General features: G+C 70.8%; 21 protein-coding genes. 13 read left to right on the plus strand and 8 right to left on the minus strand.

The window, feature by feature from the left end:
- The first annotated feature begins 141 nt into the window (after positions 1 to 141).
- Both AB0F91_RS33605 and AB0F91_RS33610 read left to right on the plus strand, forming a co-directional pair.
- On the plus strand, positions 142 to 723 hold the full coding sequence (locus AB0F91_RS33605) for a YbaB/EbfC family nucleoid-associated protein (protein ID WP_360604105.1): 582 nt from the start codon (positions 142 to 144) through the stop codon (positions 721 to 723).
- Positions 724 to 959: 236 nt separating this feature from the next.
- Complete coding sequence (locus AB0F91_RS33610) at positions 960 to 6,494, plus strand: RHS repeat-associated core domain-containing protein (protein ID WP_360604107.1); 5,535 nt, start codon at positions 960 to 962, stop codon at positions 6,492 to 6,494.
- 344 nt (positions 6,495 to 6,838) lie between these two features.
- On the opposite strand, the gene AB0F91_RS33615 is transcribed toward AB0F91_RS33610, so the two are convergent.
- Entirely contained in the window at positions 6,839 to 7,471 is a 633-nt protein-coding gene (locus tag AB0F91_RS33615; protein WP_360604109.1) for a nitroreductase family protein, read from the minus strand.
- A 50-nt stretch (positions 7,472 to 7,521) separates the two neighbouring features.
- Positions 7,522 to 8,103, minus strand: coding sequence for a TetR/AcrR family transcriptional regulator (locus AB0F91_RS33620; protein WP_360604111.1), 582 nt, complete (start codon positions 8,101 to 8,103; stop codon positions 7,522 to 7,524).
- Positions 8,104 to 8,225: 122 nt separating this feature from the next.
- Here AB0F91_RS33620 and AB0F91_RS33625 point away from each other — a divergent pair, with 122 nt between their 5' ends.
- From AB0F91_RS33625 to AB0F91_RS33665, 9 genes are read left to right on the plus strand one after another with little or no spacing between them, the layout of a single operon-like run.
- Positions 8,226 to 9,842, plus strand: a complete 1,617-nt coding sequence (locus AB0F91_RS33625; RefSeq protein ID WP_360604113.1) for an ATP-dependent acyl-CoA ligase — start codon at positions 8,226 to 8,228, stop codon at positions 9,840 to 9,842.
- Positions 9,843 to 9,858: 16 nt separating this feature from the next.
- Positions 9,859 to 10,608, plus strand: coding sequence for an enoyl-CoA hydratase-related protein (locus tag AB0F91_RS33630; protein WP_360604115.1), 750 nt, complete (start codon positions 9,859 to 9,861; stop codon positions 10,606 to 10,608).
- Positions 10,609 to 10,647: 39 nt separating this feature from the next.
- The gene (locus tag AB0F91_RS33635) at positions 10,648 to 11,136 is read left to right on the plus strand and encodes a MaoC family dehydratase (RefSeq protein ID WP_360604117.1); all 489 of its coding nucleotides are present in this window, start codon (positions 10,648 to 10,650) and stop codon (positions 11,134 to 11,136) included.
- Positions 11,133 to 11,579 (plus strand): MaoC/PaaZ C-terminal domain-containing protein, encoded by a 447-nt coding sequence (locus AB0F91_RS33640; protein WP_220241301.1) that lies wholly within the window; start codon positions 11,133 to 11,135, stop codon positions 11,577 to 11,579. The genes AB0F91_RS33635 and AB0F91_RS33640 overlap by 4 nt, the downstream gene beginning before the upstream one ends.
- Positions 11,576 to 13,093, plus strand: coding sequence for an acyl-CoA carboxylase subunit beta (locus AB0F91_RS33645; RefSeq protein WP_360604119.1), 1,518 nt, complete (start codon positions 11,576 to 11,578; stop codon positions 13,091 to 13,093). Before AB0F91_RS33640 ends, AB0F91_RS33645 begins: the two co-directional genes overlap by 4 nt.
- Before the next feature lie 10 nt (positions 13,094 to 13,103).
- Positions 13,104 to 13,928, plus strand: coding sequence for a CoA ester lyase (locus tag AB0F91_RS33650; RefSeq protein WP_360604121.1), 825 nt, complete (start codon positions 13,104 to 13,106; stop codon positions 13,926 to 13,928).
- A complete protein-coding gene (locus tag AB0F91_RS33655) occupies positions 13,928 to 14,851 on the plus strand; it encodes an LLM class flavin-dependent oxidoreductase (protein WP_360604123.1) in 924 nt (307 codons plus the stop codon). Before AB0F91_RS33650 ends, AB0F91_RS33655 begins: the two co-directional genes overlap by 1 nt.
- On the plus strand, positions 14,844 to 16,583 hold the full coding sequence (locus tag AB0F91_RS33660) for a biotin carboxylase N-terminal domain-containing protein (RefSeq protein WP_360604125.1): 1,740 nt from the start codon (positions 14,844 to 14,846) through the stop codon (positions 16,581 to 16,583). Before AB0F91_RS33655 ends, AB0F91_RS33660 begins: the two co-directional genes overlap by 8 nt.
- A gap of 43 nt (positions 16,584 to 16,626) precedes the next feature.
- Positions 16,627 to 17,406, plus strand: a complete 780-nt coding sequence (locus tag AB0F91_RS33665) for an SDR family oxidoreductase (RefSeq protein ID WP_360604127.1) — start codon at positions 16,627 to 16,629, stop codon at positions 17,404 to 17,406.
- 21 nt (positions 17,407 to 17,427) lie between these two features.
- Here the strand turns inward: AB0F91_RS33665 and AB0F91_RS33670 are convergent, their stop codons facing one another.
- From AB0F91_RS33670 to AB0F91_RS33680, 3 genes are all read right to left on the minus strand, one after another.
- Positions 17,428 to 18,804, minus strand: a complete 1,377-nt coding sequence (locus tag AB0F91_RS33670; protein WP_360604129.1) for an NADP-dependent succinic semialdehyde dehydrogenase — start codon at positions 18,802 to 18,804, stop codon at positions 17,428 to 17,430.
- Between the two features lie 333 nt (positions 18,805 to 19,137).
- The gene (locus AB0F91_RS33675) at positions 19,138 to 19,686 is read right to left on the minus strand and encodes a helix-turn-helix transcriptional regulator (RefSeq protein WP_360604131.1); all 549 of its coding nucleotides are present in this window, start codon (positions 19,684 to 19,686) and stop codon (positions 19,138 to 19,140) included.
- The gene (locus AB0F91_RS33680; RefSeq protein ID WP_360604133.1) at positions 19,683 to 19,961 is read right to left on the minus strand and encodes a hypothetical protein; all 279 of its coding nucleotides are present in this window, start codon (positions 19,959 to 19,961) and stop codon (positions 19,683 to 19,685) included. The genes AB0F91_RS33675 and AB0F91_RS33680 overlap by 4 nt, the downstream gene beginning before the upstream one ends.
- A gap of 44 nt (positions 19,962 to 20,005) precedes the next feature.
- Between AB0F91_RS33680 and AB0F91_RS33685 the strand changes: the two genes are divergently transcribed.
- Positions 20,006 to 20,917 carry a helix-turn-helix transcriptional regulator gene (locus AB0F91_RS33685; RefSeq protein WP_360604135.1) on the plus strand — a complete coding sequence of 304 codons (912 nt, stop codon included), beginning with the start codon at positions 20,006 to 20,008 and terminating at the stop codon, positions 20,915 to 20,917.
- A gap of 3 nt (positions 20,918 to 20,920) precedes the next feature.
- Positions 20,921 to 21,097, plus strand: a complete 177-nt coding sequence (locus AB0F91_RS33690) for a DUF397 domain-containing protein (protein WP_360604137.1) — start codon at positions 20,921 to 20,923, stop codon at positions 21,095 to 21,097.
- Between the two features lie 76 nt (positions 21,098 to 21,173).
- On the opposite strand, the gene AB0F91_RS33695 is transcribed toward AB0F91_RS33690, so the two are convergent.
- The 3 genes from AB0F91_RS33695 to AB0F91_RS33705 are packed head-to-tail and all read right to left on the minus strand — an operon-like array spanning position 21,174 to position 24,076.
- Positions 21,174 to 22,037, minus strand: a complete 864-nt coding sequence (locus AB0F91_RS33695) for a dioxygenase (protein WP_360604139.1) — start codon at positions 22,035 to 22,037, stop codon at positions 21,174 to 21,176.
- Positions 22,038 to 22,070: 33 nt separating this feature from the next.
- The gene (locus tag AB0F91_RS33700; RefSeq protein WP_360604141.1) at positions 22,071 to 22,868 is read right to left on the minus strand and encodes a citryl-CoA lyase; all 798 of its coding nucleotides are present in this window, start codon (positions 22,866 to 22,868) and stop codon (positions 22,071 to 22,073) included.
- Positions 22,865 to 24,076 (minus strand): CoA transferase, encoded by a 1,212-nt coding sequence (locus tag AB0F91_RS33705; RefSeq protein ID WP_360604143.1) that lies wholly within the window; start codon positions 24,074 to 24,076, stop codon positions 22,865 to 22,867. Before AB0F91_RS33705 ends, AB0F91_RS33700 begins: the two co-directional genes overlap by 4 nt.
- Positions 24,077 to 24,120: the final 44 nt, after the last annotated feature.

Here is a 24,120-nt window from a genome sequence, read left to right on the forward strand (position 1 = left end):
GAGCCCGTGGCGAACCCGTCGTCGTTCCGGATCGGCACGGTCACCGAGTAACCGCCGAGTCTCGACCGTGGCGCCGGGCGATGACTCGCCCGGCGCCACCCGAACAATTCAGCAGTAGGCAGATCGAGGAGTACGAACACCATGACCAGTGCGGGAGGGTTGGGTGACCTGATCAGGGACCCCGACGAGGCGATCCGGCGGATGGACGAGTGGGCGGCGGGCTTCGCCCGCAAGGCCGAGCGTTACGCGGCTGCGCAGCAGGAGACCGAACGGCTGCGCCTCACGGCGTCGAGTCCCGACGGCACCGTCCGGGTCACCGTCGGCGCCGACGGGGTCGTGTCGGACCTGGTCTTCGGGTCCAAGACGCGGACCATGCCGCAGGAGGAGCTGGCCCGCATGGTGCTGGACACCATGCGCCGCGCGCAGTCGGGCATCACCCAGCGCGTGGCCGAGGTGATGAGCGAGAACCTCGGCGACGAGGACCAGGACACCCGCACCGCGCTGCTCGGCAGCCTCCGCAGCCGCTTCCCGGACCTCGACGAGCCCGAGGACGGCCCGGGCGAGCCGGAGCCCCCGGCTCCGACCCCGCCGCCGGTGCCGCCCGCACCGTCGGCCGGTGGCGCCGCGACCCCGCCGCCGCCCGCCGCTCCGGCCGGCCCGCAGACCGCGCCGCGCCGCCGGGGTGGCATCGACCCGGACGAGCAGGACAACAACCCCTGGTGACGTCCGGTCTCCACTGAGGACGATGGACTCGCTGGTGCCTGGAGGTGTTCCGTGGTGGCGGCCGGCTTTTTCGGCCGGCCGCCACCACGAGTGAATCGCCATGACGATGGCTGGTGCCGGCCGAAAACAATGGGTGAGTTACCGGCTACGTTATCGCCCGGAATTGTGCCTGTCTTTCTTCTCAATTTCTGATTCTCCCGGCAGGGTTCGCTCGCCGGCATAGGAGGGGTGTCGAAGTGAGCAATCCGTTGATCGTGCCCACGAAGGATTCGACCAAGGCGTATTCGGGAATCTCCCTGCTGGAGGACGCGAACAGCCTGGCCCAGGGAATCGAGTCGGGTGACTGGGCGTCGGCCGCGATGGGTGCCGTCGGGACCGGGCTCGACATGTTGTCGGCGGCGATGGACCCCTTCGGCGCGGCCCTGGCGGCCGGCGTGGGCTGGCTGCTGGAGCACGTGGGGCCGTTGAGAGAGGCGCTCGACGGCCTGACGGGCAACGCGGACCAGATCCAGGCGCAGTCGGAGACGCTGGCGAACGTCGCGAAGGAATTGGGCGCGGTCGCGACGGATCTGACCGACGAGGTGAACGCGGATCTGCAGTCGTGGTCGGGCGCCGCCGCGGATGCCTACCGGCAGCGGGCGCAGGATCTGAGCGCGTCGTTGCAGGCGGCGGCGAAGGGGTGCGAGGGCGCGGCCGGCGGGGTGAAGAAGGGCGGCGAGGTCGTGGCCGCCGTGCGGACGCTCGTGCGCGACATCATCTCGCAGCTGATCGGGCACATGATCAGCTGGGCGCTGCAGGTGGTAGCAACGGTGGGCATCGGGCTCGCGTGGGTCATCCCCGAAGTGGCCGAGAACGTCGCGAAGACGGCGACGCAGATCGCGAAGCTGGTGACGAGCCTCGTCAAGGCGCTCAAGGCGCTGGCCCCGATGCTGAAGAAGACGGGGCAGCTGTTCGAGGACGTGGGCAAGGGCCTCAAGGACATCAAGGGCGGGAAGGTCGCAGGCCCGGGCAAGACGGGGGAGCTGAGCGGAACGCCGAAGGCGCCGCCCGCGAAGTCGGGCGGTGGTGGCGGCGGGGACGGGACCAAGGCGTCCGGTTACCAAGGCGCGCCGAAGGACTACACGCCGCCGCCGGGCAAGTCGGCCGGTGACGACGGGACCAAGGCGTCGGGTTACGAAGGCGCGCCGAAGGACTACACGCCGCCGCCGGGCAAGTCGGCCGGTGACGACGGGACCAAGGCGTCGGGTTACGAAGGCGGCGGCTCGAAGGACTTCACGCCGCCGCCGGGCAAATCCGGCGCCGGTGACGACGGGACCAAGGCGTCGGGTTACGAAGGCGGCGGCTCGAAGGACTCCTCGCCCCCGGCCGGCAAAGCCGGTGGCGCCGACGAAGGAACGAAGGCGTCCGGCTACACCGGTGGCGGGTCAAAGGACAGCACCCTGCCGGCAGGCTCGAAGTCGGGTGACGACGCGACCCACGCGTCCGGGTCGCCCGACGGTACCGGAGCCGCCGGGGATGTGCCCCCGCCCGGCGGCGGGAGTCGCAGCCTGCCCAAGGACGACAGCACCGGCACGCCCGGCACGAAGAGCCTCAAGGACAGCAACGCCGATCCGCACGAGAACAGCACCCCGGTCAAGGACCGCACCGACTGCGGTGACCCGATCGACGTCGCCACCGGCTGGATGATGCTCACCCAGACCGACCTGACCGTGCCCGGCGCGCTGCCGCTGGAGGTCTCGCGCACGCACCTGTCGTCCTACCGTGCCGGCCGGCTCTTCGGTCCAACCTGGGCGTCCACAGTGGACCAGCGGATCGAGGTGGGAGACGACGGCCTACACATCGCGCTGGCCGACGGCAGTATCCAGACGTATCCCGTCCCGGCCGACGACCCGGTGCTGCCAGTCGCCGGCCCCGCCCGGTCACTCTCCCGGTTCGAGGGCGGCTATCTCGTCACCGACGACGACCAAGCGCATTCCCTGTTCTTCACCGACAACGGGTCCGGCGTCTGCCCGCTCGCGACGATCGGCGACGGCGACGGCAACCGGATCGAGGTGGTCCGCGACGAAAACGGCGTGCCCGTCGCAATGGTCCACTCCTCCGGCACCAGCGTGCTGTTCGACAGCGCCGACGGCCGGATCACCGCGCTGCGCGCCCAGGACGGCACCATGCTGGCGGCCTACTCCTACGACGCACGCGGCCGGCTCACGGAGATCGTCGACCAAGCCGGCACGCCCACGCGGTTCACTTACGACGCCGACGGCCGCATCATCCGGTGGGAAGACGTCAACGGCCGTTGGTACGGCTACGGATTCGACAGCGCGGGCCGCGTCGTGCGCGCGACCGGCACCGACGGCTATCTCGGCTGCGCCATCGAGTACGACCGCGAGCGCCTCGTGACCACCGTCACCGACTCGCTCGGTGCCGTGCGGCGGTTCCACCTCGACGACCGGCTTGACGTGATCGCCGAGACCGACCCGCTCGGCCACACCACGACGTTCCGGTACGATCAGCACGGCCGGATGCTCACCCGCACCGACCCGCTGGGCCGCCAGACCCGCTGGGAACGTGACGAGAGCGGTCACGTCACAGCCGTCACCGCGCCCGACGGCACACGCTCGCTGACCGAGTACAACGAGCTCGGCCGCCCGTCCGCCGCGATCGGCCCGGACGGCGCCACCTGGCGGTACGAGTACAACGAACGCGGCAAGGCCGCCGCGGTCGTCGACCCGCTCGGCGCCCGTACCACCTTCGGCTACGACGAACGCGGCAACCTCACGATGATCACCGACGCGCTCGGCGGTACCACCCGCATCGAGTCCGACCCCGCAGGCCGGCCGCTGACCGTCGTCGACGAGGAAGGCGCCGTCGTCCGCTACACCTACGACGACCTCGGCCGCACCACCTCCGTCACCGACCAGCTGGGGGCGGTCACCCGGTACCGCTGGGCCGGCGGCGACGAGCCGGCCGAGGCGATCGGCCCTGACGGCGCGACCTGGCAGTGGCGCGACGCCGCGGCGGGCAACACCCAGGACCGCAGTGATCCGCGCGGCAACCGGACCCGCACCGAGTACGCGCAGTTCGACCTGCCCGTAGCGGTGACAGGCCCGGACGGGCAACGCATCGAGTTCGCCTACGACACCGAGCTGCGGCTGGTCTCGATGACCAACGAACAAGGCTTCGTGTGGCGCTACGAATACGACGCCGCCGGCAACCTGGTCCGCGAGACCGACTACAACGGCCGCACACTCACCTATCGCTACGACGCAGCCGGCGAAGTCATCGCCCGTACCAACGGCGCAGGAGAGACCACCCAGTTGGAACGGGACGCGATGGGCCGTGTCGTCCGCCGCACGACCGGCAGCGACGTCGCGACCTTCGCGTACGACGCGGCCGGCCGGCTCGTCGCCGCCCGTAACGCGGACGCCGAGGTCACCTTCGCCTACGACGCGCTCGGGCGGGTGGTGGCGGAAACCGTCGACGGCCGTCCGGTGCACTCCGAGTACGACGCGCTGGGCCGCCGGGAGGTGCGGCGCACACCGTCCGGCGCGGAATCCCGCTTCGACTACGGTCCGGCTGGCACTCTCGTGGCGCTGCAGGTGGGGAGCCGCACCATCCGGTTCGACCACGACCTGGCCGGCCGCGAGCGCGTCCGACGCCTCGGCGCCGTGGAACTGCACCAGAGCTGGAACTCCGCCGACCGCCTCACGTCGCAGAGCGTGAGTTCAGGCGCGCGGACGGCGCAGCATCGCGAATACGGTTACCTCGCCGACGGCTACCTCAGCTCGGTCACCGATGCGCTGTCCGGCCCGAGGACGTTCGACGTCGACCGCACCGGCCGGGTCCGCTCCGTCGCCGGTCACGGCTGGCAGGAAAGCTACGCCTACCTCCCGTCCGGCGTCATCGCCCAGGCGCAGACTCCCGGTGCACCGTCCGCCGGCCCCCGGGAGTACCGCGGCACGCTCCTGGCGTCGGCAGGCGCGCTGCGCTTCGCCCACGACCCCGAAGGCCGCACCACGGTGCGCGCGACCGGGCCCGACGGCCCGCGGTGGCAGTTCCGGTGGAACGCCGAAAGCCGCCTGACCGCGGTCGTCACCCCGAACGGCGAGCATTGGCGCTACCGGTATGACGCTCTCGGGCGCCGCGTCGCCAAGCAACGGCTTGCCGCCGACGGCCGGATCACCGAGCAGGTCCAGTTCGCCTGGGACGGCGGCATCCTCGCCGAACAGGTCCACAGTGGACCCGGCAGGCCGCAGATCGCGACCGTGTGGGAATGGTCGCCCGACACCGGCCGTGCGCTCGCCCAGACCGAACGCGTCCTCGGCACCACGGATGAGCGATTCCACGCGATCGTCACCGACCTCGTCGGCGCGCCCAGCGAACTCGTCGACGAGCGCGGCGAGGTGGCCTGGCACCGCCAGGCCACGCTGTGGGGCAAGGTCCTCTCCGCCCCCGGCGGCGCGACGACCCCGCTGCGTTTCCCCGGCCAGTACCACGACGCGGAAACCGGGCTGCACTACAACGTCAACCGGTACTACGACCCGGAGACCGGCCGGTACCTCTCGCACGATCCGCTCGGCCTCGACCCGGGCCCGGACTCCCAGGCGTACGTGCTCAACCCGACCGCGCTGGCCGACCCGCTGGGTTTGATGCCGAAGGCGACTCCGTGCGCCGCGGCGAAAAAGAAGGCCGCGCAACAGAACCCGTCGCCGTACGGGAAGAAGCCCAATCCGCCGAGGATCCCACCGGACGGCACCTACGGCAAGACGGCTGCGGAGATGAAACGGCTGAACCACGAGTACTTCGACGAGATCAGCAAGGACCCATCCTGGCCGCACAGCAAGAAGCAGCTCTCCGGCGAGCACACCCACCAGTCCGAACACCCGATCGGCTACCACGCGCTCGCACCCGATTTCACGCGCGGCGCGACCGCCGACGCCAAGCGGATCGAGAACGACGCACCCGCCTACCAGGAGTCCTACCAGGCGCACCGGGACAACATCGGCACCGGTAACCGGGTCGAGCCGGACGGCTCGGGGCTCGACGCCAGGGGCTACCGCGAATCACTCGACAATGCGGTGAGAGGCGGAAGGCCGAGCGACGCGATCCAGCTGAACCAGCTGACCTACGCCAACCAGCACATGAAGCCGGCTCTCGAGAAGAACCCGGAATGGAAGGGCTACGACGAAACCCCGGACGAACCGCGCTTCAAGCAGAAGACCGAGCCCAATCCGGCCTATGACAAAGACACCACGCCTCAGGAACCGAAGAGGCTGCCAGTGATGGAAAACGCGCCCGAAAGGGACAGCTTCCGGCCGACCGCAGGTACCACCCAGGGCAAGATCGCCGACGACTCTTACCACCGCATGGTCGACCACATGCGGGACCGGCCGATCGAATACAGCAACCGGCAAGGCGGTTTCGCTCATACCCCCGGCCCGGACAGGCGCGACGTCGCGGAAATGCACCTGGCGCGGGACACCGCGCGATCCGGGCAGTACCCGACCCGGGCCGAGGAGGATGCGGCCGTCGAACGGACCTTCAACCACCGGACCCAGGCGGACGATGCCAAGGCGCAGCAGTACGACCACGCGCACGATGCGGCCGAAGCCAACCGGGCCGATCGCCCGGCGCCCGGCCAGAAAGCGGAGGACTACGCGGTCCAGCGCCAGGAGGAAGCCATGGCCCAGCGGCTGGGTATCTCCCCGCAGGAGCTGCGCGACCGGCTCGAGCGTGCGCGCGAGAATCAGAAGGACGCGATGGACGTCGACTGACGCCGCCCGGTAACCGGCACTCCCCGCGCCGCGTACCCGTTCAAGCAAGCCATGGTCGCACGGAGTTCAGCGGTCTCGGCCCGACCACCACGTCGTGCACGCGGGGGAACGGCCCCGGGCCGAGATCCGGCGGCGCCATCGCGAGGTGCCGGAGGCGGCGATCGTCGTGCTCGTCTCCGGCGCGACTCAGATCTGCGCCCCGGCGGCGGAACTCCAGGGACGACGGCAAGATCGCGAAACAGCACGGCCTGGCCTGACCCGCCGGCCATGGTGTCGGAAAGGCGGGTCAGGCTGCGGGGCGTTCCTGGCAGCCGGACCGGGGTGGTCCTACAGGCTCGGCCCGGTCACCACTTGTCCCAGTGGGTCACCTCGTCGGGCGCGGGTCGGGACGCGGGGCGGAAGTCCGTGCCCTTCGTGTAGGCCAGCGGCGTCAGCACGGCCTGCGCGACGGTCTCGTAGGGAATGCCGAGGATGTCCGCGACCTCCTTCTCCCGGACGGTGTGCATGGACGTCCACGCGGTGCCGAGGCCGCGGGCGCGCGCGGCGAGCATGAAGCTCCACGTCACCGGCAGCACGTTCGACATGCCGGCGGCCGCGATGGCGCGGTCAGGGCCTTCGTTGCAGGCGAGCACGAGCACCGGCGCTTCGCCCATGTGCTCGCCCAGGTAGTCGGCCGAGCTGGCGACGCGCGACTGCACGCGGTCGCGTTCGGTTTCGCCCGTGTTCTTGCCCGGGTAGCCGGGGGAGGCCTTGTACTGCGCGAAGATCGAGCCGTAGATCTCGCCGATGGCCCGGCGCTTGGCTTCGTCGCGCACGACCACGAAGCGGGCTGTGACGATGTTGGAGCCGGCCGGGGCCTGCAGGGCGAGGGCGACGCACTCGCGGATGAGGTCGTCGGGCACGTCGCGGGTGAAGTCGAGGCGCTTGCGTACCGAGCGGGTGGTGGACAGCAGTTCGTCGGGGGAAAGATCCAGCATGTCGCGATCATAGATCGCCGGGATCCACCGGGCGGTGCGAGAACGACACCTCAGTGCGCGCGCAGGCCTTCGATCAACAGGTCGGCGAACCGGTCCGCGAGCTCGTCCGTGGTGAGCGACCCGTCGGGCGAATACCAGACATACGCCCAATTCAAGATGCTCGTGAGCGCGATGCCGGCGATGCGCGGGTCGGCCTCGCGGAATTCGCCGGTCTCGATGCCTTGCGTGATGATGCGGCGCAAGCCGGTTTCCCAGCGGTCACGGCTGTCGATCACGGCTTGCTGGCGGGGCTCGCTGAGGTTGCGCCACTCGTGGAAGAAGACGGTGGCGAACTCCTTGTTCTCGCCGATGAGCTTGAGGTCGCGCGCGGCGACCTGGCGCAGCTGCTCGGTGGCGGTGCCGCCGGCGGCGAGGATCTCCTCCATGTCACGCTCGGAGCGTTCCATGATGCTGTGCACGATCGCCTCGAGCAGGTCCTCCTTGCTCTGGATGTGCACGTAAAGGCTTCCGGCGTGCACGCCGACCTCCCGGCCGATGTCGCGCATCGAGGTCCCGTGGTAGCCCTTGCGGGCGAACAGGCTCGCGGCGATCTCGACGATGGGCGTGACGTAGTCGGTGGCTCGTTCGGACACCCGCCCATTAGACACTACGGCGAGTGACGAGTCGATGGGCAGACCGCTTGCAACAACTGTTTGTTGACCGATGGCGCCCGTGCGGATAGCGTCCGGAGGCGAGACTTGGAGGCAGCCCGACGATGCGCTACTACGAGATCGACCAGAGGACCACCGCGCACATCCTCGCCGACAAAGCCGCCCGCGTCGGCGACCGCCCGTTCCTGCACTGGGCGGGGCGCACCTTCACCTACCGCGACCTCGACGAGATGACCAACCGCTACGCCAACGGGTTCGCCGCGCTCGGCGTTTCGCGGGGCGACCACGTGGCCATGATGATGCCCAACGGCCCGGAGTTCCTGTGGACGCTCTGGGGCCTGGGCAAGCTCGGCGCCGTGGCGGTGCCGCTCAACACCGCCGCCAAGGGCGAGCTGCTGCGCTACTTCCTCGACCAGTCCGACTCCACGGCCGTGTGCGTGGCAGGCGACCTGCTCACGCGCCTCGCCGCCGTGCTGCCCGAGGTGCCGGCCGTGCGCATGGTGCTGGGGCTCGGTTCCGACCCGGCGCAGCTGGCCGCGCTCGACGGGGTCACCACGCACGATCTCGCCGACCTCGGCCAGGCCTCGCCCGAACCGCCGCAGCCGGCCGAACCCGTGCGCTGGAACGACCCGCACCTGATCCTCTACACCTCCGGCACCACGGGCCCGTCGAAGGGCGCGATCTGCCCGCAGGCGCAGGGCCACGCCGTGGGCCATCAGATGGCTTCGCTCAACTCCTACCGCCAGGACGACGTGCTCTACACGTGCCTGCCGGTCTTCCACGGCAACGCGCTTTGGTACACGGTCTACGCCGCGCTGTGGGCGGAAGCGTCCGTGGCGCTCTACCCGCACTTCTCGGCCAGCCGGTTCTGGTCGCAGATCCGCGAGTCGAAGGCAACGGTGTTCAACTGCCTCGGCGCGATGGCGAACATCATCTGGCAGCAGCCGCCCTCGGAGCGCGACCGCGACCACTCGGTGCGGATCTGCATGATGGTGCCGAACTCGCGGGAGCTGGCCCAGGGTTTCCTCGAGCGCTACGGCACGCGCGTGACGTCGGTGTACGCCATGACCGAGAACTGCGCGGTCACCGTGTTCAGTCCCGAGGACTCGCCGGAGAAGGTGCCCTCGGCCGGGCGCGTGCGCCCGGACATGAGCGTGCAGATCGTGGACGACGAGGGCCGCGCCGTGCCGGCGGGCGAGGTCGGCGAGATCCGCCTGCGCCCCAACGAACCCGGCATGACCATGCTGGAGTACTACAAGATGCCCGACGCGACTGTCGGAGCCACGCGCGATCTGTGGTTCCACACCGGCGACCGCGGCTGGGTCGACGAAGACGGGTACCTGTTCTTCTCCGACCGCAAGAAGGAAGCCATCCGCCGCCGCGGGGAGAACATCTCCGCCTACGAGGTGGAGACCATCGTCTGCAAGCACCCGGCGATCCTCGAGGCCGCCGCGGTGCCCGTGGCTTCCGAGCTGGGCGAGGACGACCTGATGGTGTACGTGGTGCTCGAAGAGGGCGCGAGCGCCACCTACGAGGAGATCATCGCGTTCTGCGACGAGCGCATGCCCTACTTCATGGTGCCGCGCTACCTGGAGTTCATCGAAGGCCTGCCGAAGACGCCGAGCGAGAAGATCGAGAAGTACAAGCTGAAGACCGCCGCCGCGGACCGCGTCGGCGAGCTGTGGGACCGGGAGGCGGCGGGCATTGTCATCAGGAAGTGAGGCGGTCGGGTTCAGTGTGGACGGTCCCGTCGGCCGGATCACGATCGACCAGGAGGCCACGCGCAACGCGCTCAGCCCCGGGGTGATCGCGGGTCTGGACAAGGCGATCGCGGCCGCCGGGGACTGCTCGGTGGTCGTGGTGCGCGGGCGGGGCGGGACGTTGTCGGCCGGTGCCGAGCTGAAGTTCCTGCGGTCGGTGCTGGACGACCCGGGCGCGGTGCGCGAGTACATCACCTCGATCGGGGTGACGCTCGACCGGCTGGAAGCCGCGCCGTTCGTGTCCGTCTGCGTGATCGACGGCTACGCGGTGGCGGGCGGCTGCGAGATCATGCTCGCCTGCGACCTCGCCGTGGTCAGCGAAACCGCGCAGATCGGCGACCGGCACCTCGAGTACGGGCTGCTGCCCGGAGCCGGCGGCTCGGTGCGCCTGACCCACGCCGTCGCCCCGGCGATCGCCCGCAGGCTGCTCTACACCGGCGAAATCGTCGACGGCGCCACAGCCGCGCGTTTCGGGCTCGTGAGCAGCGCGGTGCCCGCGGCGGAGCTCGACGACGCCGTCGAAGCACTCGTCGCGCGCCTCGCCCGGCACGCGCCCGACGCGTTGCGCGGCATGAAACGCCTGCACCGCACGGCGCTCGCCGACGAACCCGCCGCCGCGATCACCGCGGAGCGGGAGACGTTGCTCGCGCACTTGGCCGGCCCGACCGCGCGGGAGGGGCTGGCCGCGTTCGCCGAGCGGAGAGCGCCGCGGTTCGGCAGTCTCTGACTCAAGATCGCCGGTGGCCCGGCACGGAAAGGTAAACCCATGAGCACAGACATCGATCGCCCGGTCTCGGGCCGGTGGTTCGAACAGCTGGAAGTCGGCACCGTGGTGCGGCACGCGACGCGGCGGACCGTGACCGAGACCGACAACGTGCTGTTCACGACCATGACGATGAACCCGGCGCCGATGCACCTCGACGCCGACTACGCCTCGCGCACCGAGTTCGGCAAGCCACTGGTGAACAGCATGTTCACGATCGCGCTGGTGGTCGGGCTCTCGGTGTACGAGCTCACGCTGGGCACAATCGTCGCGCAGCTCGGGATGTCCGACGTGGAGTTCCCGAAGCCGGTGTTCGCCGGCGACACGATCCGCGTGGAGAGCGAGGTCGTGGAGGCCCGGGCGTCGAAGTCGCGCCCGCGCGCCGGGATCGTCGTGTTCGAGCACCGCGCCTACAACCAGCGCGACGAACTGGTGTGCCGGGCCAAGCGCACGGGCCTGATGCACCGCCGGCCGGAAGGGGATGCCGCGTGATCACCGAGTACTTCGACCGCATCAAGGTGGGGGACACCCACGTCAGCCGGGCCCGCACGATCACCGAGACCGACATCGTGCAGTTCGCCATGTTCACCGGCGACTGGCACCCGGCGCACACCGATGCGGAATACTTCGGGGCCGACCCGGTGTTCGGCGGGCGCGTGGCGCACGGCGCGCTGTCGCTGTCGGTCGCGCTGGGCCTGGTCACGTTCTGGCCCGAGGCGATGAAAGCGTTCTACGGCATCGACCGGCTGCGGTTCGTCACGCCGGTGCGCGTGGGCGACACGATCCACGTCGAGACCGAGGTCACCGAGCTGACCCCCCGCGGCGACGGCAGGGGCGTGGTCACCTCCGCCTTCCGGATCCTCAACCAGCGTGGTGAGACCGTGCTCGCGGCGTCGCTGAAGACCCTGGTGGTCACGGAGGAGGCAGCGCGATGAGCGAGGTGACGGCCGAGCTCGAGAAGGCCGAAGAGGTCGCGCTTGCGGGCGGCGACGCGAGCCGCTGGCCGAACAAGCTCCCGGTGCGGGAACGGATCGCGCTGCTGCTCGACCCCGGCAGCTGGGTCGAGGACGGCCTGCTCGCCGACGCGGCGGGCGACGGCCTGCCCGCCGACGGCGTGCTCACCGGCGTCGGCACGGTCGAGGGCCGGCCGGTCGCCGTGATCGCCCACGACTTCTCGGTGAAGGCCGGGTCGTGGGGCGAGCTGACGTGCGAGAAGCAGGTGCGCATCCTGGAGCGCGCCGACCGTGACCTGCTGCCGGTGTTCTACCTCGTCGACTCCGCCGGCGGGCGGCTGACCGACCAGCTCGGCTTCTTCTCCGGGCGGCGCGGGGCGTCGCGGATCTTCCAGCTGCAGGTGAAGCTTTCCGGGCGGGTGCCGCAGATCTGCTGCCTGCACGGGCCTTCGGCCGCGGGTGGCGCGTACATGCCGGCCTTCACCGACTGGGTGGGCATGGTCGCGGGCAACGCGTCGATGTACCTGGCCTCGCCGCGGGTCGCGGAGAAGGTCACCGGCGAGCGCACGACGCTGGAGGAGATGGGTGGCGCGGTCATGCACGCCACTGTCTCCGGCTGCGGCGACGAGGTGTTCGACGAGGACTGGCAGGTGATCGCGGCGGCACGGCTGCTGCTGTCGTACCTGCCCGACGACTGGCGCTCGGCCCCCGCCCGTGCCGAGGCCGTGGCGCCGGAGATCCCGGACTGGCCCGAGGGTCTGATCCCGGAGGACCCCAACGCGGCCTACGACGTGCGCGAGGTGATCCTGCGGCTGGTGGACGCCGGCAGCTTCTTCGAGATCAAGTCCGCGTGGGCGGAGGAGATGGTGACGGGGTTCGCACGTCTCGGCGGGCAGACCGTCGGGCTCGTCGCGAACCAGCCGTCGGTGCGCAGCGGTGCGATCTTCGTGGACTCGGCCGACAAGGCGGCGCGGTTCGTGTCGATGTGCGACGCGTACAACGTGCCGCTGGTGTTCCTGCAGGACGTGCCGGGCTTCATGGTCGGCGTCGCGGTGGAGCGGCAGGGGATCATCCGCCACGGCGCGAAGATGGTCGCGGCGATGGCGAGTGCCGAGGTGCCGAAGTTCAGCGTGGTGCTGCGCAAGGCGTATGCGGCCGGCTTCTACGCGATGTGCGCGCCGGGCTTCGAACCGCGGGCCACGATCGCGCTGCCGACCGCGACGATCGGCACGATGTCGCCCGAGGCTTCGGCGAACGCGGTGTACGCCAACAAGGTCGCCGCGATCGAGGACCCGGCCGAGCGCGAGGCGTTCGTGCAGGCGCGCGTGGCCGAGCAGGCCGCCGACTTCACGCTGCTGCGCCTGGCCGGCGAGCTGCACGTCGACACGGTGGTGAAGCCGGAGGCGCTGCGGGCCGAGCTGTTGGGCCGGCTGCGCGCGGCCGGGAGCTGGGAACGCTCCGGTCACCGTCGCCATCACCTGATCAGCCCGGTGTGAGGGAGCTTTGATGTCGGACGGACTGGTTCCGCGCAGCCTGCTGTTCATGCCGGGCTCGAAAGCCTCGATGATCGCCAAGATCCCGGCGATCGCCCCTGACGCGGCCGTGGTCGACCTCGAGGACGCCGTGCCGGCCGCGCAGAAGGCCGAAGCGCGGGCGACGACGGTGGCCGCGCTGGCCGGCTTTGCCGCCGGGCCTTCGACGACGTTGCTGGTGCGGGTCAACCCGATCACGTCGCCGTGGTTCGCGGACGACCTGGCCGCGGTGGCTTCCTTGGGTGGCGTCGGCGTGGTGCTGCCCAAGTACGAGCGGCCCGAGGAGATCGACGCGGTGCGGGCGCGGGTCGGCGCGGACATGCCGGTGATCGCCGGGTTGGAGACCGTGCGCGGCGTGGCGTTCTGCCGCGAACTGCTGCGCACGGGGATCGACTCCGTCTACTTCGGAGCGGAGGACTACATCGCGGACATCGGCGGCGTCCGCACCGCCCGCGGCGACGAGGTCTTGTACGCCCGCAGCGAGGTCCGGCTCGCCGCCCACCTGTGTGGGGTGTCCACTGTGGACCAGGCGGTCGTCTCGATCCGCGACGACGACCGGTTCCGCGCCGACGCCCACCAGGGCCGCGCGATCGGCTACACCGGCAAGATCTGCGTGCATCCCCGCCAGGTCGAGCTCGCCCACGAGGTCTTCACACCGGCCCCGGACGAAGTCGCCCACGCGCGAGCCGTCCTGGCGGCCGCAGACTCCGGCGTCGCGGTCGTCGACGGCCAGATGGTCGACGACGTCCACGTCCGGATGGCGCGCACGGTGCTGGCGCGCGTGCCGGGGGAGGGCTGATGCGCGTCGGGTTGATGTTTCCGCCCGGGGCGGATCCGAGGGAGATCCCGGCGGCCGCGCGGAGGGCGGAGGAGGCCGGGTTCGATTTCTTCTGTTGTGGCGAGCACGTGTTCTTCCACGGGCCGATCACCAACGCGTTCGTCGGGCTGGCCGCTGCGGCGGGCGCGACCGAGCGGATCAGCCTGCTGAGCGCGCTGACGATCCTGCCGGTGTACCCCGCGGCGCTGGCGGCGAAGCTCGTCGCGACGCTGGCGGTGGTGTCGCGCGGGCGGTTCGAGCTGGGCGTCGGCGTGGGTGGCGAGCACCCGCCCGAGTTCGAGGCCGTCGGGGTGCCGCTCGCGGAGCGCGGGCGCCGGGCCGACGAGGCGCTGGAGGTGCTGGAGCGGCTGCTCGCCGGCGGGCGGGTGACCTTCTGCGGCGAGTTCACCACGATCGAGGACCAGGAGCTGCAGCCCGTGCCCGACCGGCGCCCGCCGGTGTGGGTGGGCGGGCGGCGCCGGGCGGCGATGCGCCGGGCCGCGCGATACGGTGACGTCTGGCTGCCGTACCTGGTCACGCCGCAGCGGCTGGCCGACAGCCTGAAGCAGGTGCAGGAGCTGGCCGGCGAGAACGGCCGCCGGCCCGAAGACGTTCGCGGTGGTGTGTACCTGTGGTCCAGTGTGGACACCGACGGCGACCGTGCCCGCCGCGAGGTGGTGTCGTCCGTGAGTCAGCTGTACAGCCAGGACTTCGAGGGCTACGCCGACCGCTACCTGCTGTTCGGGACGCCGGCACGGGTGCGGGAGCGGCTCGCGGAGTACGCCGAAGCGGGCGCGGAAAGCGTGGTCTTCGCCCCGGCGTGTGCCGAGGCCGACCGCGCGATCGACCTGTTCGCCACCGAGGTCCTCCCGGGGATCCGGGAGAGGGGAGTTACCCGTGTCTGAGTTCCAGAAGGTGCTGGTCGCGAACCGGGGGGAGATCGCGGTGCGCGTGATCCGCGCCGCGCGCGACGCCGGGCTGGATTCGGTCGCCGTCTACGCCGATCCGGACGCCCGGGCGCCGCACACCCGCCTCGCCGACGAGGCCTACGCGCTGCACGGCAGCACGGCTGCCGAGTCCTATTTGGACATCGACAAGATCCTCGACGTCGCCAAGGTCAGCGGCGCCGACGCCGTGCACCCCGGCTACGGGTTCCTCTCGGAGAACGCCGACTTCGCCCAGGCCGTGCTCGACGCCGGCCTGGTGTGGATCGGCCCGGGTCCGCAGGCGATCCGCGACCTCGGCGACAAGGTGACCGCGCGCAAGATCGCCCGGTCCGTCGGTGCGCCGCTGGTACCCGGCACCGAGGAGCCGGTGGCGTCGGCCGACGAGGTCGTGGCGTTCGCGCGCGAGCACGGGCTGCCGGTGGCGATCAAGGCGGCGTTCGGCGGCGGGGGCCGCGGGCTCAAGGTCGCCCGGACGCTCGAGGAGATCCCCGAGCTGTTCGACTCCGCCACCCGTGAAGCTGTCGCGGCATTCGGCCGTGGTGAGTGTTTCGTCGAGCGCTACCTCGACCACCCGCGGCACGTCGAGGCGCAGGTGCTCGCCGACGCGCACGGCACCGTGGTCGTGGCCGGCACCCGCGACTGCTCGCTGCAGCGCCGCCACCAGAAGCTCGTGGAAGAGGCCCCGGCTCCCTTCCTGAGCGAGGGGCAGCGCGAGCTGATCCACTCCTCCGCCAAGCAGATCTGCGCGGCGGCGGGTTACCTCGGCGCGGGTACCGTCGAATACCTCGTCGGCACCGACGGCACGATCTCGTTCCTGGAGGTCAACACCCGCCTCCAGGTCGAGCACCCCGTGACCGAGGAGACGACGGGCCTCGACCTCGTGCTGGAACAGTTCCGCATCGCGCGCGGCGAGCGGCTGGAGCCGGCCGACCCCGAACCGCGCGGGCACGCGTTCGAGTTCCGCATCAACGGCGAGGATCCGGGCCGGGGCTTCCTCCCGATGCCCGGCACCGTCCGTCGCTTCGACGTGCCCGAGGGCCCCGGCATCCGCCTCGACTCCGGCGTCGAGGCGGGCAGTGTCGTGGGTGGGCAGTTCGACTCGATGCTGGCCAAGCTGATCGTCTCCGGGCCCGACCGCGCGACGGCGCTGGCCCGCAGCCGCCGCGCGCTGGCCGAGCTGGAGGTGGACGGCCTCGCGACTGTGGTGCCGTTCCACCGCGCCGTGGTGCGCGACCCGGCGTTCACGGCCGAGGACGGGTTCACCGTCCACACGCGCTGGATCGAGGAGGACTTCGCCAACACCCTGCCGGAGTACTCGGCCGAACCCGCCGACGACGGCAAGGTGTCGATCTCCGTCGGCGGGCGTGCCCTGCGGGTGCCCCTGCCCGGGCTGTCCGAAGTGGGCGCCTGGGCCGACGAGATCCGTGCGGCTTCCGCGGCGGTGACGCTCGGTCCGCGCGCGACGGCCGCGTCCGGCGACGCGGTGACCACGCCGATGCAGGGCACGGTCGTGAAGCTCGCCGTGGCCGAAGGCGACTCGGTCGAGGCCGGCGACCTCATCGCCGTGGTGGAGGCGATGAAGATGGAGAACCCGGTGAAGGCGCACAAATCCGGCGTGGTCACGGGGCTCGCGGTGGCCGTCGGCGACAGCCGAGCCCAGGGCGAGGTGCTCTGCGAGATCGCTGGGTAAAGTCCACCGGTACTTTCCGTTGGCACGACAGGGGAGTGGGCTCGTGGACCTCGGAATCGCCGGCCGCACGGCCGTGGTGTGCGCGTCGACCCAGGGACTCGGACGGGCCTGCGCGGTGGAGCTCGCCCGGGCGGGCTGCACCGTCGTCGTCAACGGACGCTCGGAGGACTCGACGCGCGCCGCCGCCGAGGAGCTCGCGGCGGAGACGGGCGCCACCGTGGTGCCCGTCGCGGGCGACCTCGGCGACCACGCCGTGCAGGACGCGCTGCTCTCGGCCGCCGGGCCGGCCGACATCCTCGTGAACAACAACGGCGGCCCGCCGTTCCGCGACTTCCGCGAGGTCGACGAGGAAGCGCTGTTGGCCGGCGTGCGCGCCAACATGGCCACGCCGATCAGGCTGGTGCAGCAGGTCGTCGACGGCATGGTGGAGCGCCGGTTCGGCCGGATCGTGAACATCACGTCCGGCTCGGTCAAGATGCCGCTCGCCGGGCTCGACCTCTCCAGCGGCGCGAGGGCGGGCCTCACCGGGTTTCTCGCCGGCGTCGCCCGGTCCGTGGCCCACGCGAACGTGACGATCAACTTCCTGCTGCCCGGCTCGTTCGACACCCGCCGCCTGCGTTCGGGTCAGGAAGCGGCGGCTGCGAATGCGGGAGTGACGCCGGAAGTCGTCGCGGACGGGCAGCGCGCGTCGATCCCCGCCGGCCGGTTCGGCGAGCCCGCGGAGTTCGGCGCGGCCTGCGCCTACCTGTGCTCGGCGCAGGCGGGGTTCGTCACCGGTCAGAGCCTGCTCATCGACGGCGGGGCGTACCCGGGCGTGCTCTGACGCCCGGGTACGCCCCGCACGTCAGCCGACCCAGACCGTCTTGAGATTGCAGAACTCCCGGATCCCGTGCGACGACAGTTCGCGGCCGTACCCCGAGCGTTTCACGCCGCCGAAGGGCAGCTCCGGGTACGACACCGTCATGCCGTTGATGAACACCTGCCCGGCGTCGAGGTCGTCGATGAACCGCTCGATCTCGCCGGCGTCCTCGGTCCACGCGTTGGACCCGAGGCCGAACGACGTCGCGTTCGCGATCTCCAGCGCCTCGTCGAGGTCCGCGACGCGGTAGAGCGAGGCGACCGGGCCGAACACCTCTTCGGTGAAGATGCGCATCTCGCGCGTGATGTCGGTGATCACCGTCGGCGGGTAGAACCAGCCCGGGCCCTCCGGCCGCTGCCCGCCGCACAGCACGGTGGCGCCCGCCGACACGGCCTCGTCCACCAGCTCCTCGACGTCGGTGCGACCCTGTTCCGTGGCCAGCGGCCCGACCTTCGTGTTGTCGTCGAACGGGTCGCCGACGGTCAGTGCGCGCATTCGCTCCACGAACTTCCGGGCGAACTCGTCGTAGACGTCGGTGTGCACGATGAACCGCTTGGCCGCGATACATGACTGGCCGTTGTTCTGCGTCCGCGCCGTCACCGCGGTCTCGGCCGCGCGGTCGAGGTCGGCCGAGGGCATGACCACGAACGGGTCGCTGCCGCCCAGTTCCAGCACGGTGTGCTTGACCTCGTCCCCGCAGATCGCGGCGACCGAGCGCCCTGCCGGCTCGCTGCCGGTGAGCGTGGCGGCGACGACGCGGGCGTCACGCAGGATCGGTTCGACCTGGCGAGAGGAGACCAGCAGCGTCTGGAAGCAGCCTTCTGCGAACCCGCCGCGGCGGAACACGTCTTCGAGGTACAGGGCGCACTGCGGCACGTTGGACGCGTGCTTGAGCAGCCCGACGTTGCCCGCCATCAGCGCGGGCGCGGCGAAGCGCATCACCTGCCACAGCGGGAAATTCCACGGCATCACGGCCAGCACCACGCCGAGCGGCTGGTAGCGGCCGAGCGCGCGCGACGCGCCGACCACCGACGGGTCCGGCAGTGGCTCGTCGGCGAGGAACTCTTCGGCATGGTCGGCGTAGTACCGCATGCCCTTGGCCGACTTCAGCGCCTCCGCGCGGGCCGAGGCGAGCGTCTTGCCCATCTCGGTCGTCATCATCCGCGCGACGTCGTCGGCCTCCTTTTCGAGGAGGTCGGCGGTGGCGTGCAGCAGCGCGGCGCGCTCGGCGAACGTGGTGTGCCGATAGGTCTGCCACTCCTCGTGCGCGATCCCGATCCTGTTCCGGACCTCGGCCTCGGTCAGCTCGGTGAACTTCTTGACCGTCTCCCCGGTCGCGGGGTTGATGGTGGCGATCGCCATGGGCGGAGCCGTCCCTTCTCCTCGTCGCGGTACGGCCGCGCGGGCCGTCCCCAGCACGAGACTAGGTCTTCCCGCCCCGCGCGGCAGGCAAACCGGCGGTGGACAAACCGGCGCCAGCCGAACCAGCGTCCGGAATCGTCGCAGCACGAAGCCCCAGGCTCGTGAGTCCCTGGGGGCTTCGGCTCAGCCCGCCGAGGCGGGAGTGGGAACCCGGCCGCCGCGCCCGGTCGGGGTCGCCACGCGGTGGCCGGGAGCTCATTTGCCGGGAAGGTGGCCTTCGTCGTCGCCGGTGTCGGAGTTGCCGTCGTAGATCACTGAGCCGTCGTCCCGCATTCAGGTGCCGATCGTCGTCACCTCCAGCGGCTCGGCGAGGTGGAGTTGCACGGTGTAGCCGTAGAAGCGGGCATAGAGCAGGACGTTGGTGAAGGCCGCGTCGGCTGCGCCGGGGTGGTTTTCCAGGCGCCACAAGGTGAGTGGGCTGATGCCGAGGGTTTCGGCGACCTCGTCGCGGGTCAGCCCGGCTTTCCGGCGGAGGGTGTGCAGGTGCTGGGGGAGGTGCCAGAGTTCGGACATGGCCTGGGCGTCTCCGGGGTTGTCGCCGTGGGGCATGCGCTCGCGCCAGGGTGGGCGGCGTTGTCCGGGGTCGTCTTCGACGAGGACCACGTGCAGGCGGTAGCCGAGGAAGCGGGCGTAGGCGTCGAGGGTCGGCAGGGTCTGGCTGGTGCGGGCCCGCGTTCGGAGCGAGTGGATGTTCCCGGCGAGCATGCCGAGGATCCGCCCCGCTTCCCGCAGGGTGAGGCCCTCGGCGATCCGGATCTCCTCCAGCCGCGCGGCGACGACGTCGAGTTGCTCGAGAGCCGACCGCTGGACCAGTGCGGTCATCGCGGCCGCCGGAAACAGGCGCGGCAGTCTTGTGCCTTGTCACGGTCGTCGCCGAGTTCCTGCGACAGCTCGGAGCGGAACGCCCACCGCGCGGGAATGACGACGCCGTCCCGCGTGCAGCCGGGGCTGAAGGTGTCCCGTGCCTCGTCTTGCAGCTGAGCGCGCGGGTACCGGTGGTTGCGGGTGTCTCCCGCCCAGAAATGCACGGCGAACAGGCCGCGCTCGATCATCGCCGGTGACCGCTCGCCGGTCACCTCATCGGACACTGTGGTCATCGCCCAACCTCCCCGAGTACGTCAGGTGTGCACGCGGCTACACTTTGGAGCAGTACTGGCAAGAGTGCAATATTTACACTTCCGCCTCACTCGAATGGAGCAGGATCGTGTCCAAGCCGCCTTCCCTACGCCGTCGGCGCCTGGTGTCGGCACTTCGCCGGCTGCGCGCCGAAGCGGGGCTGACCATTGTGGACGCCGCCGAGGCGGCGGGGTTCTCCGAAGCCAAGCTCAGCCGAATCGAAACGCTGCGGCACATGGTCAACGGCGACGACACCTACCGGCTGGCCCAGGTCTACGAGGCGGACCAGCAGACAACGGATGCGCTCGTGCAGCTCGCGCGAAGTTCCAAGCAGCGCGGTTGGTGGGCGGCGTACTCCGACGATGCGCTCGGCAGGCTGACCGACTACATCGAGATGCAGGCCGATGCAGTTCGCATCCGCGAGTTCGAGGAAGGCATCGTGCCGGGTGCGCTCCAGACCCGCGGATACACCGAAGCCGTTCTGCGCCTCGGCCTTCCGGATGCGAGCGAGGAGACGATCCAGCAGCGGCTCAAGGTCCGAACCGAACTGCAGGACAGTGCCCGCTCCCGAGACCTGCGGATGTGGGTGATCCTCGACGAGATGGCGCTGCGGCGCCCGGTCGGCGGTCGCGGCGTGATGGCGGACCAAGTGACCGCGCTGATCTCGGCCGCCAACTCGCCCGGCATTCGTGTGCAGGTCCTCCCGACCGACGTGAGCGGCCACCCGGCGATGGGGACTCCTTTCACGCTGCTCGATCTTGCCGATCGGGCCACATATGTCTACCTCGACACCCTCGCCGGTGGCTCGTACCTGGAGGAGACTCGCGACGTGGACCGGTACGAGTCGGCCTGGGAGGCGCTCCAGGCGACAGCGTTGAGCTTCGAGGATTCCACTAGCCTGATGGAGACCATCCGAACCGAGCACCAAGGCGGGTAGAACGTGAGCGAGACCCGGCGGTGGCGCACCTCGTCGTATTCGAGCAGTGAAGGGCAATGCGTCGAGGTCGCCGTGGGCATCGAGTCGGTCGGCATCCGGGACACCAAGGACCGTCAGGGCGGCGAACTCGACGTTCGCGCCGCCGCGTGGCCGGCCTTGCTGGAGCAACTCGGACGCTGACCGCGCATGCGAAGGCCCCCAGCGATTCGTGAGCGCTGGGGGCCTTCTGCTGTCTCTGCTGCCGGGATTCCCGGACTCAGTCGACGGGCTGCAGGACGAAGTCGTAGCGCGCCTCGACCCACGGCGCGGCCGACTCGCCGCCGTCGGGTGTCGGGCCCGGCTCGCGGGGCTCGAAGGCGACCACGAGCTCCTGCTTGGTGCCGAACACGACGTCGCTGTCGAGGTACTGGGCGCCTTCCTGGAACAGGTGCGTGATGAGGGGCTCGTGGCCCTCGGCGTTCACGAGGAAGTGGACGTGGGCCGGACGGAAGTGGCTGATGTCGGTGCGCGAGATCAGGTCGCCGACGGGGCCGTCCATCGGGATCGAGTATCCCTTCGGGGCGATTGTGCGCACGCAGTAGATGCCGTCGGCGCGAGTGGTGTACTTCGCGCGCAGCCGGGCCTCGTCGACCTCCGGCAGCTGCGACTCGTACGAGCCGTCCGCGTCCGCCTGCCACACGTCGAGCAGCGCGCCGGCGACGGGGGAGCCGTCGAGGGAACGGACGGTGCCGCTGACGTAGAGGGGGGTGCCCTCGACGCCGTCGGACATGTCGCCGCCGAAGTCCAGCTCGGGGGAGCCGTCGATGTGGAACGGGCCGAGCACCGTGGCCGGCGTGGCTTCCTTCGCGAAGGCGTGGTTCATCTGCACCACGAGCATGCTCAGGCCGAGTACGTCGGAGGCGAGGATGAACTCCTCCCGCTTCTCGTCGCTGATCTGGCCCGTTCGGGTGAGCCACTGGATCGCGGCCATCCACTCCGGTTCGGTGAGCCGCACTTCGCGCGCGAAGTCGTGCAGGTGCCGCACGAGCGCGGTCATCAACTCCTGCGTGCGCGGGTCGTGCGCGGTGCCCCACCGCCGCTCCGCGAGCTCCGTGATGTTGTCCTCGGTGACGAGCTCCATTGACGTCCTCTTCTCGGCCGGTTTCCGCGGGGGTCAGGGCGTGTAGGGGTCCGGCTCGACGGGCCGGTTGTTGAGGTCCACCGCGAGGAAGATGTCGTTCCCCACGGGATGGCGCAGCTCCTCGGCAAGCTGGCCGATCAGCCCGGCCGTGCGGGCGAGCAGCGCGAACCCGCGCAGCAGCTCCAGCGGCAGCCCGAGGTCGGCCAGCGCGGCGCCGCAGACGCCCGCGCCATTGAGCGGCAGCGTCTTGCCGAGCACCTGCGGGTGGACGCGGCCGATCGCGGTGAACAGCGCCAGGTGCGGGCCGACGAGCCCTTCCTCCTCGGCGATCTCCAGCAGGCGCGGCGTGCGCGGGTCACCCTGCTTGTGCACGTGGTGCCCGAGTCCGGGGACGAACTCGCGGGCTTCCCGTTTCACGCGCACGGTTTCGAGGGCGAGCGCGTCCCAGCCGGCGTCGTCGGTGGGGAGGTCGCCGGCGGAGGCGAGCACCTCGTGCAGGAAGCGGCCGCAGTCTTCGGTGACGCCGAGGAAACGCGAGCCGCCCCCGAGCAGGCCGGCGGCGAGCGCGCCCTGGATCGAGTCGGGCGCGGAAAGGTAGGTCAGCCGCGTGACGATCGCGGTCGGGGTGAAGCCGTGGTCGGCCAGCGCCGCCAGCACGGCCTCGAACACGCGGGTCTCGCCCGGCGTCGGCCGGCGCTGCGTCGCGAGCCAGAAGGACAGCTCGCCGAAACCGACCTTGCCCATCACGTCCTGCGCGAGGTCCTGGCCGAGCAGGGTGATCTTGTCGAGCGACGACGCTCCGAGCGCCGTCTCGTACACCGGCTCGTTCACTCGGCGTCCTTTCCTGCGAAAACGTCGTTTTTGGGGAGATCACTGCGTGGCGTGCCCAGCCAGGCGCGCAGCTCGGCGCCGTGCTCGTCGAGCTCGGGCGGCGGCAGCCGGTAGGACGCCGGGGTCGCCGAGAGCCGCAACGGGTGGCGCGTGGTGGGCACCGCGCGGTCGCCTTCGCCGACCTCGACCACGGGGTCGAGCCCGAACCGTTCGGCCATCGCGAAGCCACCGTCGATCGTGGAGATCGGGCCGCACGGCACGCCCACCGCCGTGAGGGCCTCGAACCAGTCGACGGCGCCGCGGGCGGCCAGGTGCTCGACGAGGATCGGGCGCAGCTCGTCGCGGTTGCGCGTGCGGTCGGCGTTGTGTGCGAAGCGCGGGTCTTCGGCGATTTCGGGGATGGCGAGCACGTCGCACAGCTTGCGGAACTGGCCGTCGTTGGCCGCGGCGACGATGAGGTCGTCGTCGGCGGTGGGCAGCGGTTCGTACGGGAACACGCTGGGGTGCGCGTTGCCCATCCGGTAGGGCACGACGCCGCCCGCGACGTAGGCGGAGCTGTGGTTGACCAGCCCGGTGAGCGCCGAGGACAGCAGGTTGACCTCCACGAGCTGACCGGCGCCGGTCGCGTCGCGGTGGCGCAGCGCGGCGAGGATGCCGATCACGGCGTGGTTGCCGGCCATCACGTCGAACACGGAGATGCCGGCGCGGTACGGCGGCCCGGCGGGGTCGCCGGTGAGGCTCATCAGGCCGGAGATCGCCTGCACCATGAGGTCGTAGCCGGGCACGTGGCTGCCCGCGCCGGAGCCGAAGCCGGTGATCGACGCGTAGACGAGGCCGGGGTTGGGGGCGCGGACGGTCTCGTAGTCGAGGCCGTACTTGGCGAGGCCACCGGGCTTGAAGTTCTCGATGAGCACGTCGGCGCGCGCGGCGAGCTCGCGCCCGAGCGCCGCGTCGGCCTCGTCGCGCAAATCGAGGGCGATGGAGCGCTTGCCGCGGTTCACGCCCAGGTAGTAGGTGGAGGTCTCGCCGCGCACCGGCGGCATCCAGGTGCGGGTCTCGTCGCCCTGCGGTCCCTCGACCTTCACGACTTCGGCGCCGAGGTCGGCGAGCAGCATCGTGGCGTACGGGCCGGCCAGCACCCGGGAGAAGTCCGCCACCAGCAGCCCCGACAGCGGCCCGGTGCCCGCTCCCGCCGGGGAGTCTTCCATGCTTCGCCTCTCTTCGTGTCCGTTAGACGGACCATTGTCCGCCA

Source organism: Amycolatopsis sp. NPDC023774 (genome assembly GCF_040639695.1).
GTDB lineage: Bacteria > Actinomycetota > Actinomycetes > Mycobacteriales > Pseudonocardiaceae > Amycolatopsis.

What these genes read in the sequence shown, in the direction of transcription:
- AB0F91_RS33605 (WP_360604105.1), top strand. Translation starts at nt 142, where the DNA reads ATGACCAGTGCGGGAGGGTTGGGTGACCTGATCAGGGACCCCGACGAG.
- AB0F91_RS33625 (WP_360604113.1), top strand. Translation starts at nt 8,226, where the DNA reads ATGCGCTACTACGAGATCGACCAGAGGACCACCGCGCACATCCTCGCC.
- AB0F91_RS33680 (WP_360604133.1), bottom strand. Translation starts at nt 19,961, where the DNA reads ATGACCACAGTGTCCGATGAGGTGACCGGCGAGCGGTCACCGGCGATG.
- AB0F91_RS33655 (WP_360604123.1), top strand. Translation starts at nt 13,928, where the DNA reads ATGCGCGTCGGGTTGATGTTTCCGCCCGGGGCGGATCCGAGGGAGATC.
- AB0F91_RS33635 (WP_360604117.1), top strand. Translation starts at nt 10,648, where the DNA reads ATGAGCACAGACATCGATCGCCCGGTCTCGGGCCGGTGGTTCGAACAG.
- AB0F91_RS33675 (WP_360604131.1), bottom strand. Translation starts at nt 19,686, where the DNA reads ATGACCGCACTGGTCCAGCGGTCGGCTCTCGAGCAACTCGACGTCGTC.
- AB0F91_RS33645 (WP_360604119.1), top strand. Translation starts at nt 11,576, where the DNA reads ATGAGCGAGGTGACGGCCGAGCTCGAGAAGGCCGAAGAGGTCGCGCTT.
- AB0F91_RS33705 (WP_360604143.1), bottom strand. Translation starts at nt 24,076, where the DNA reads ATGGAAGACTCCCCGGCGGGAGCGGGCACCGGGCCGCTGTCGGGGCTG.
- AB0F91_RS33615 (WP_360604109.1), bottom strand. Translation starts at nt 7,471, where the DNA reads ATGCTGGATCTTTCCCCCGACGAACTGCTGTCCACCACCCGCTCGGTA.
- AB0F91_RS33650 (WP_360604121.1), top strand. Translation starts at nt 13,104, where the DNA reads ATGTCGGACGGACTGGTTCCGCGCAGCCTGCTGTTCATGCCGGGCTCG.
- AB0F91_RS33695 (WP_360604139.1), bottom strand. Translation starts at nt 22,037, where the DNA reads ATGGAGCTCGTCACCGAGGACAACATCACGGAGCTCGCGGAGCGGCGG.
- AB0F91_RS33670 (WP_360604129.1), bottom strand. Translation starts at nt 18,804, where the DNA reads ATGGCGATCGCCACCATCAACCCCGCGACCGGGGAGACGGTCAAGAAG.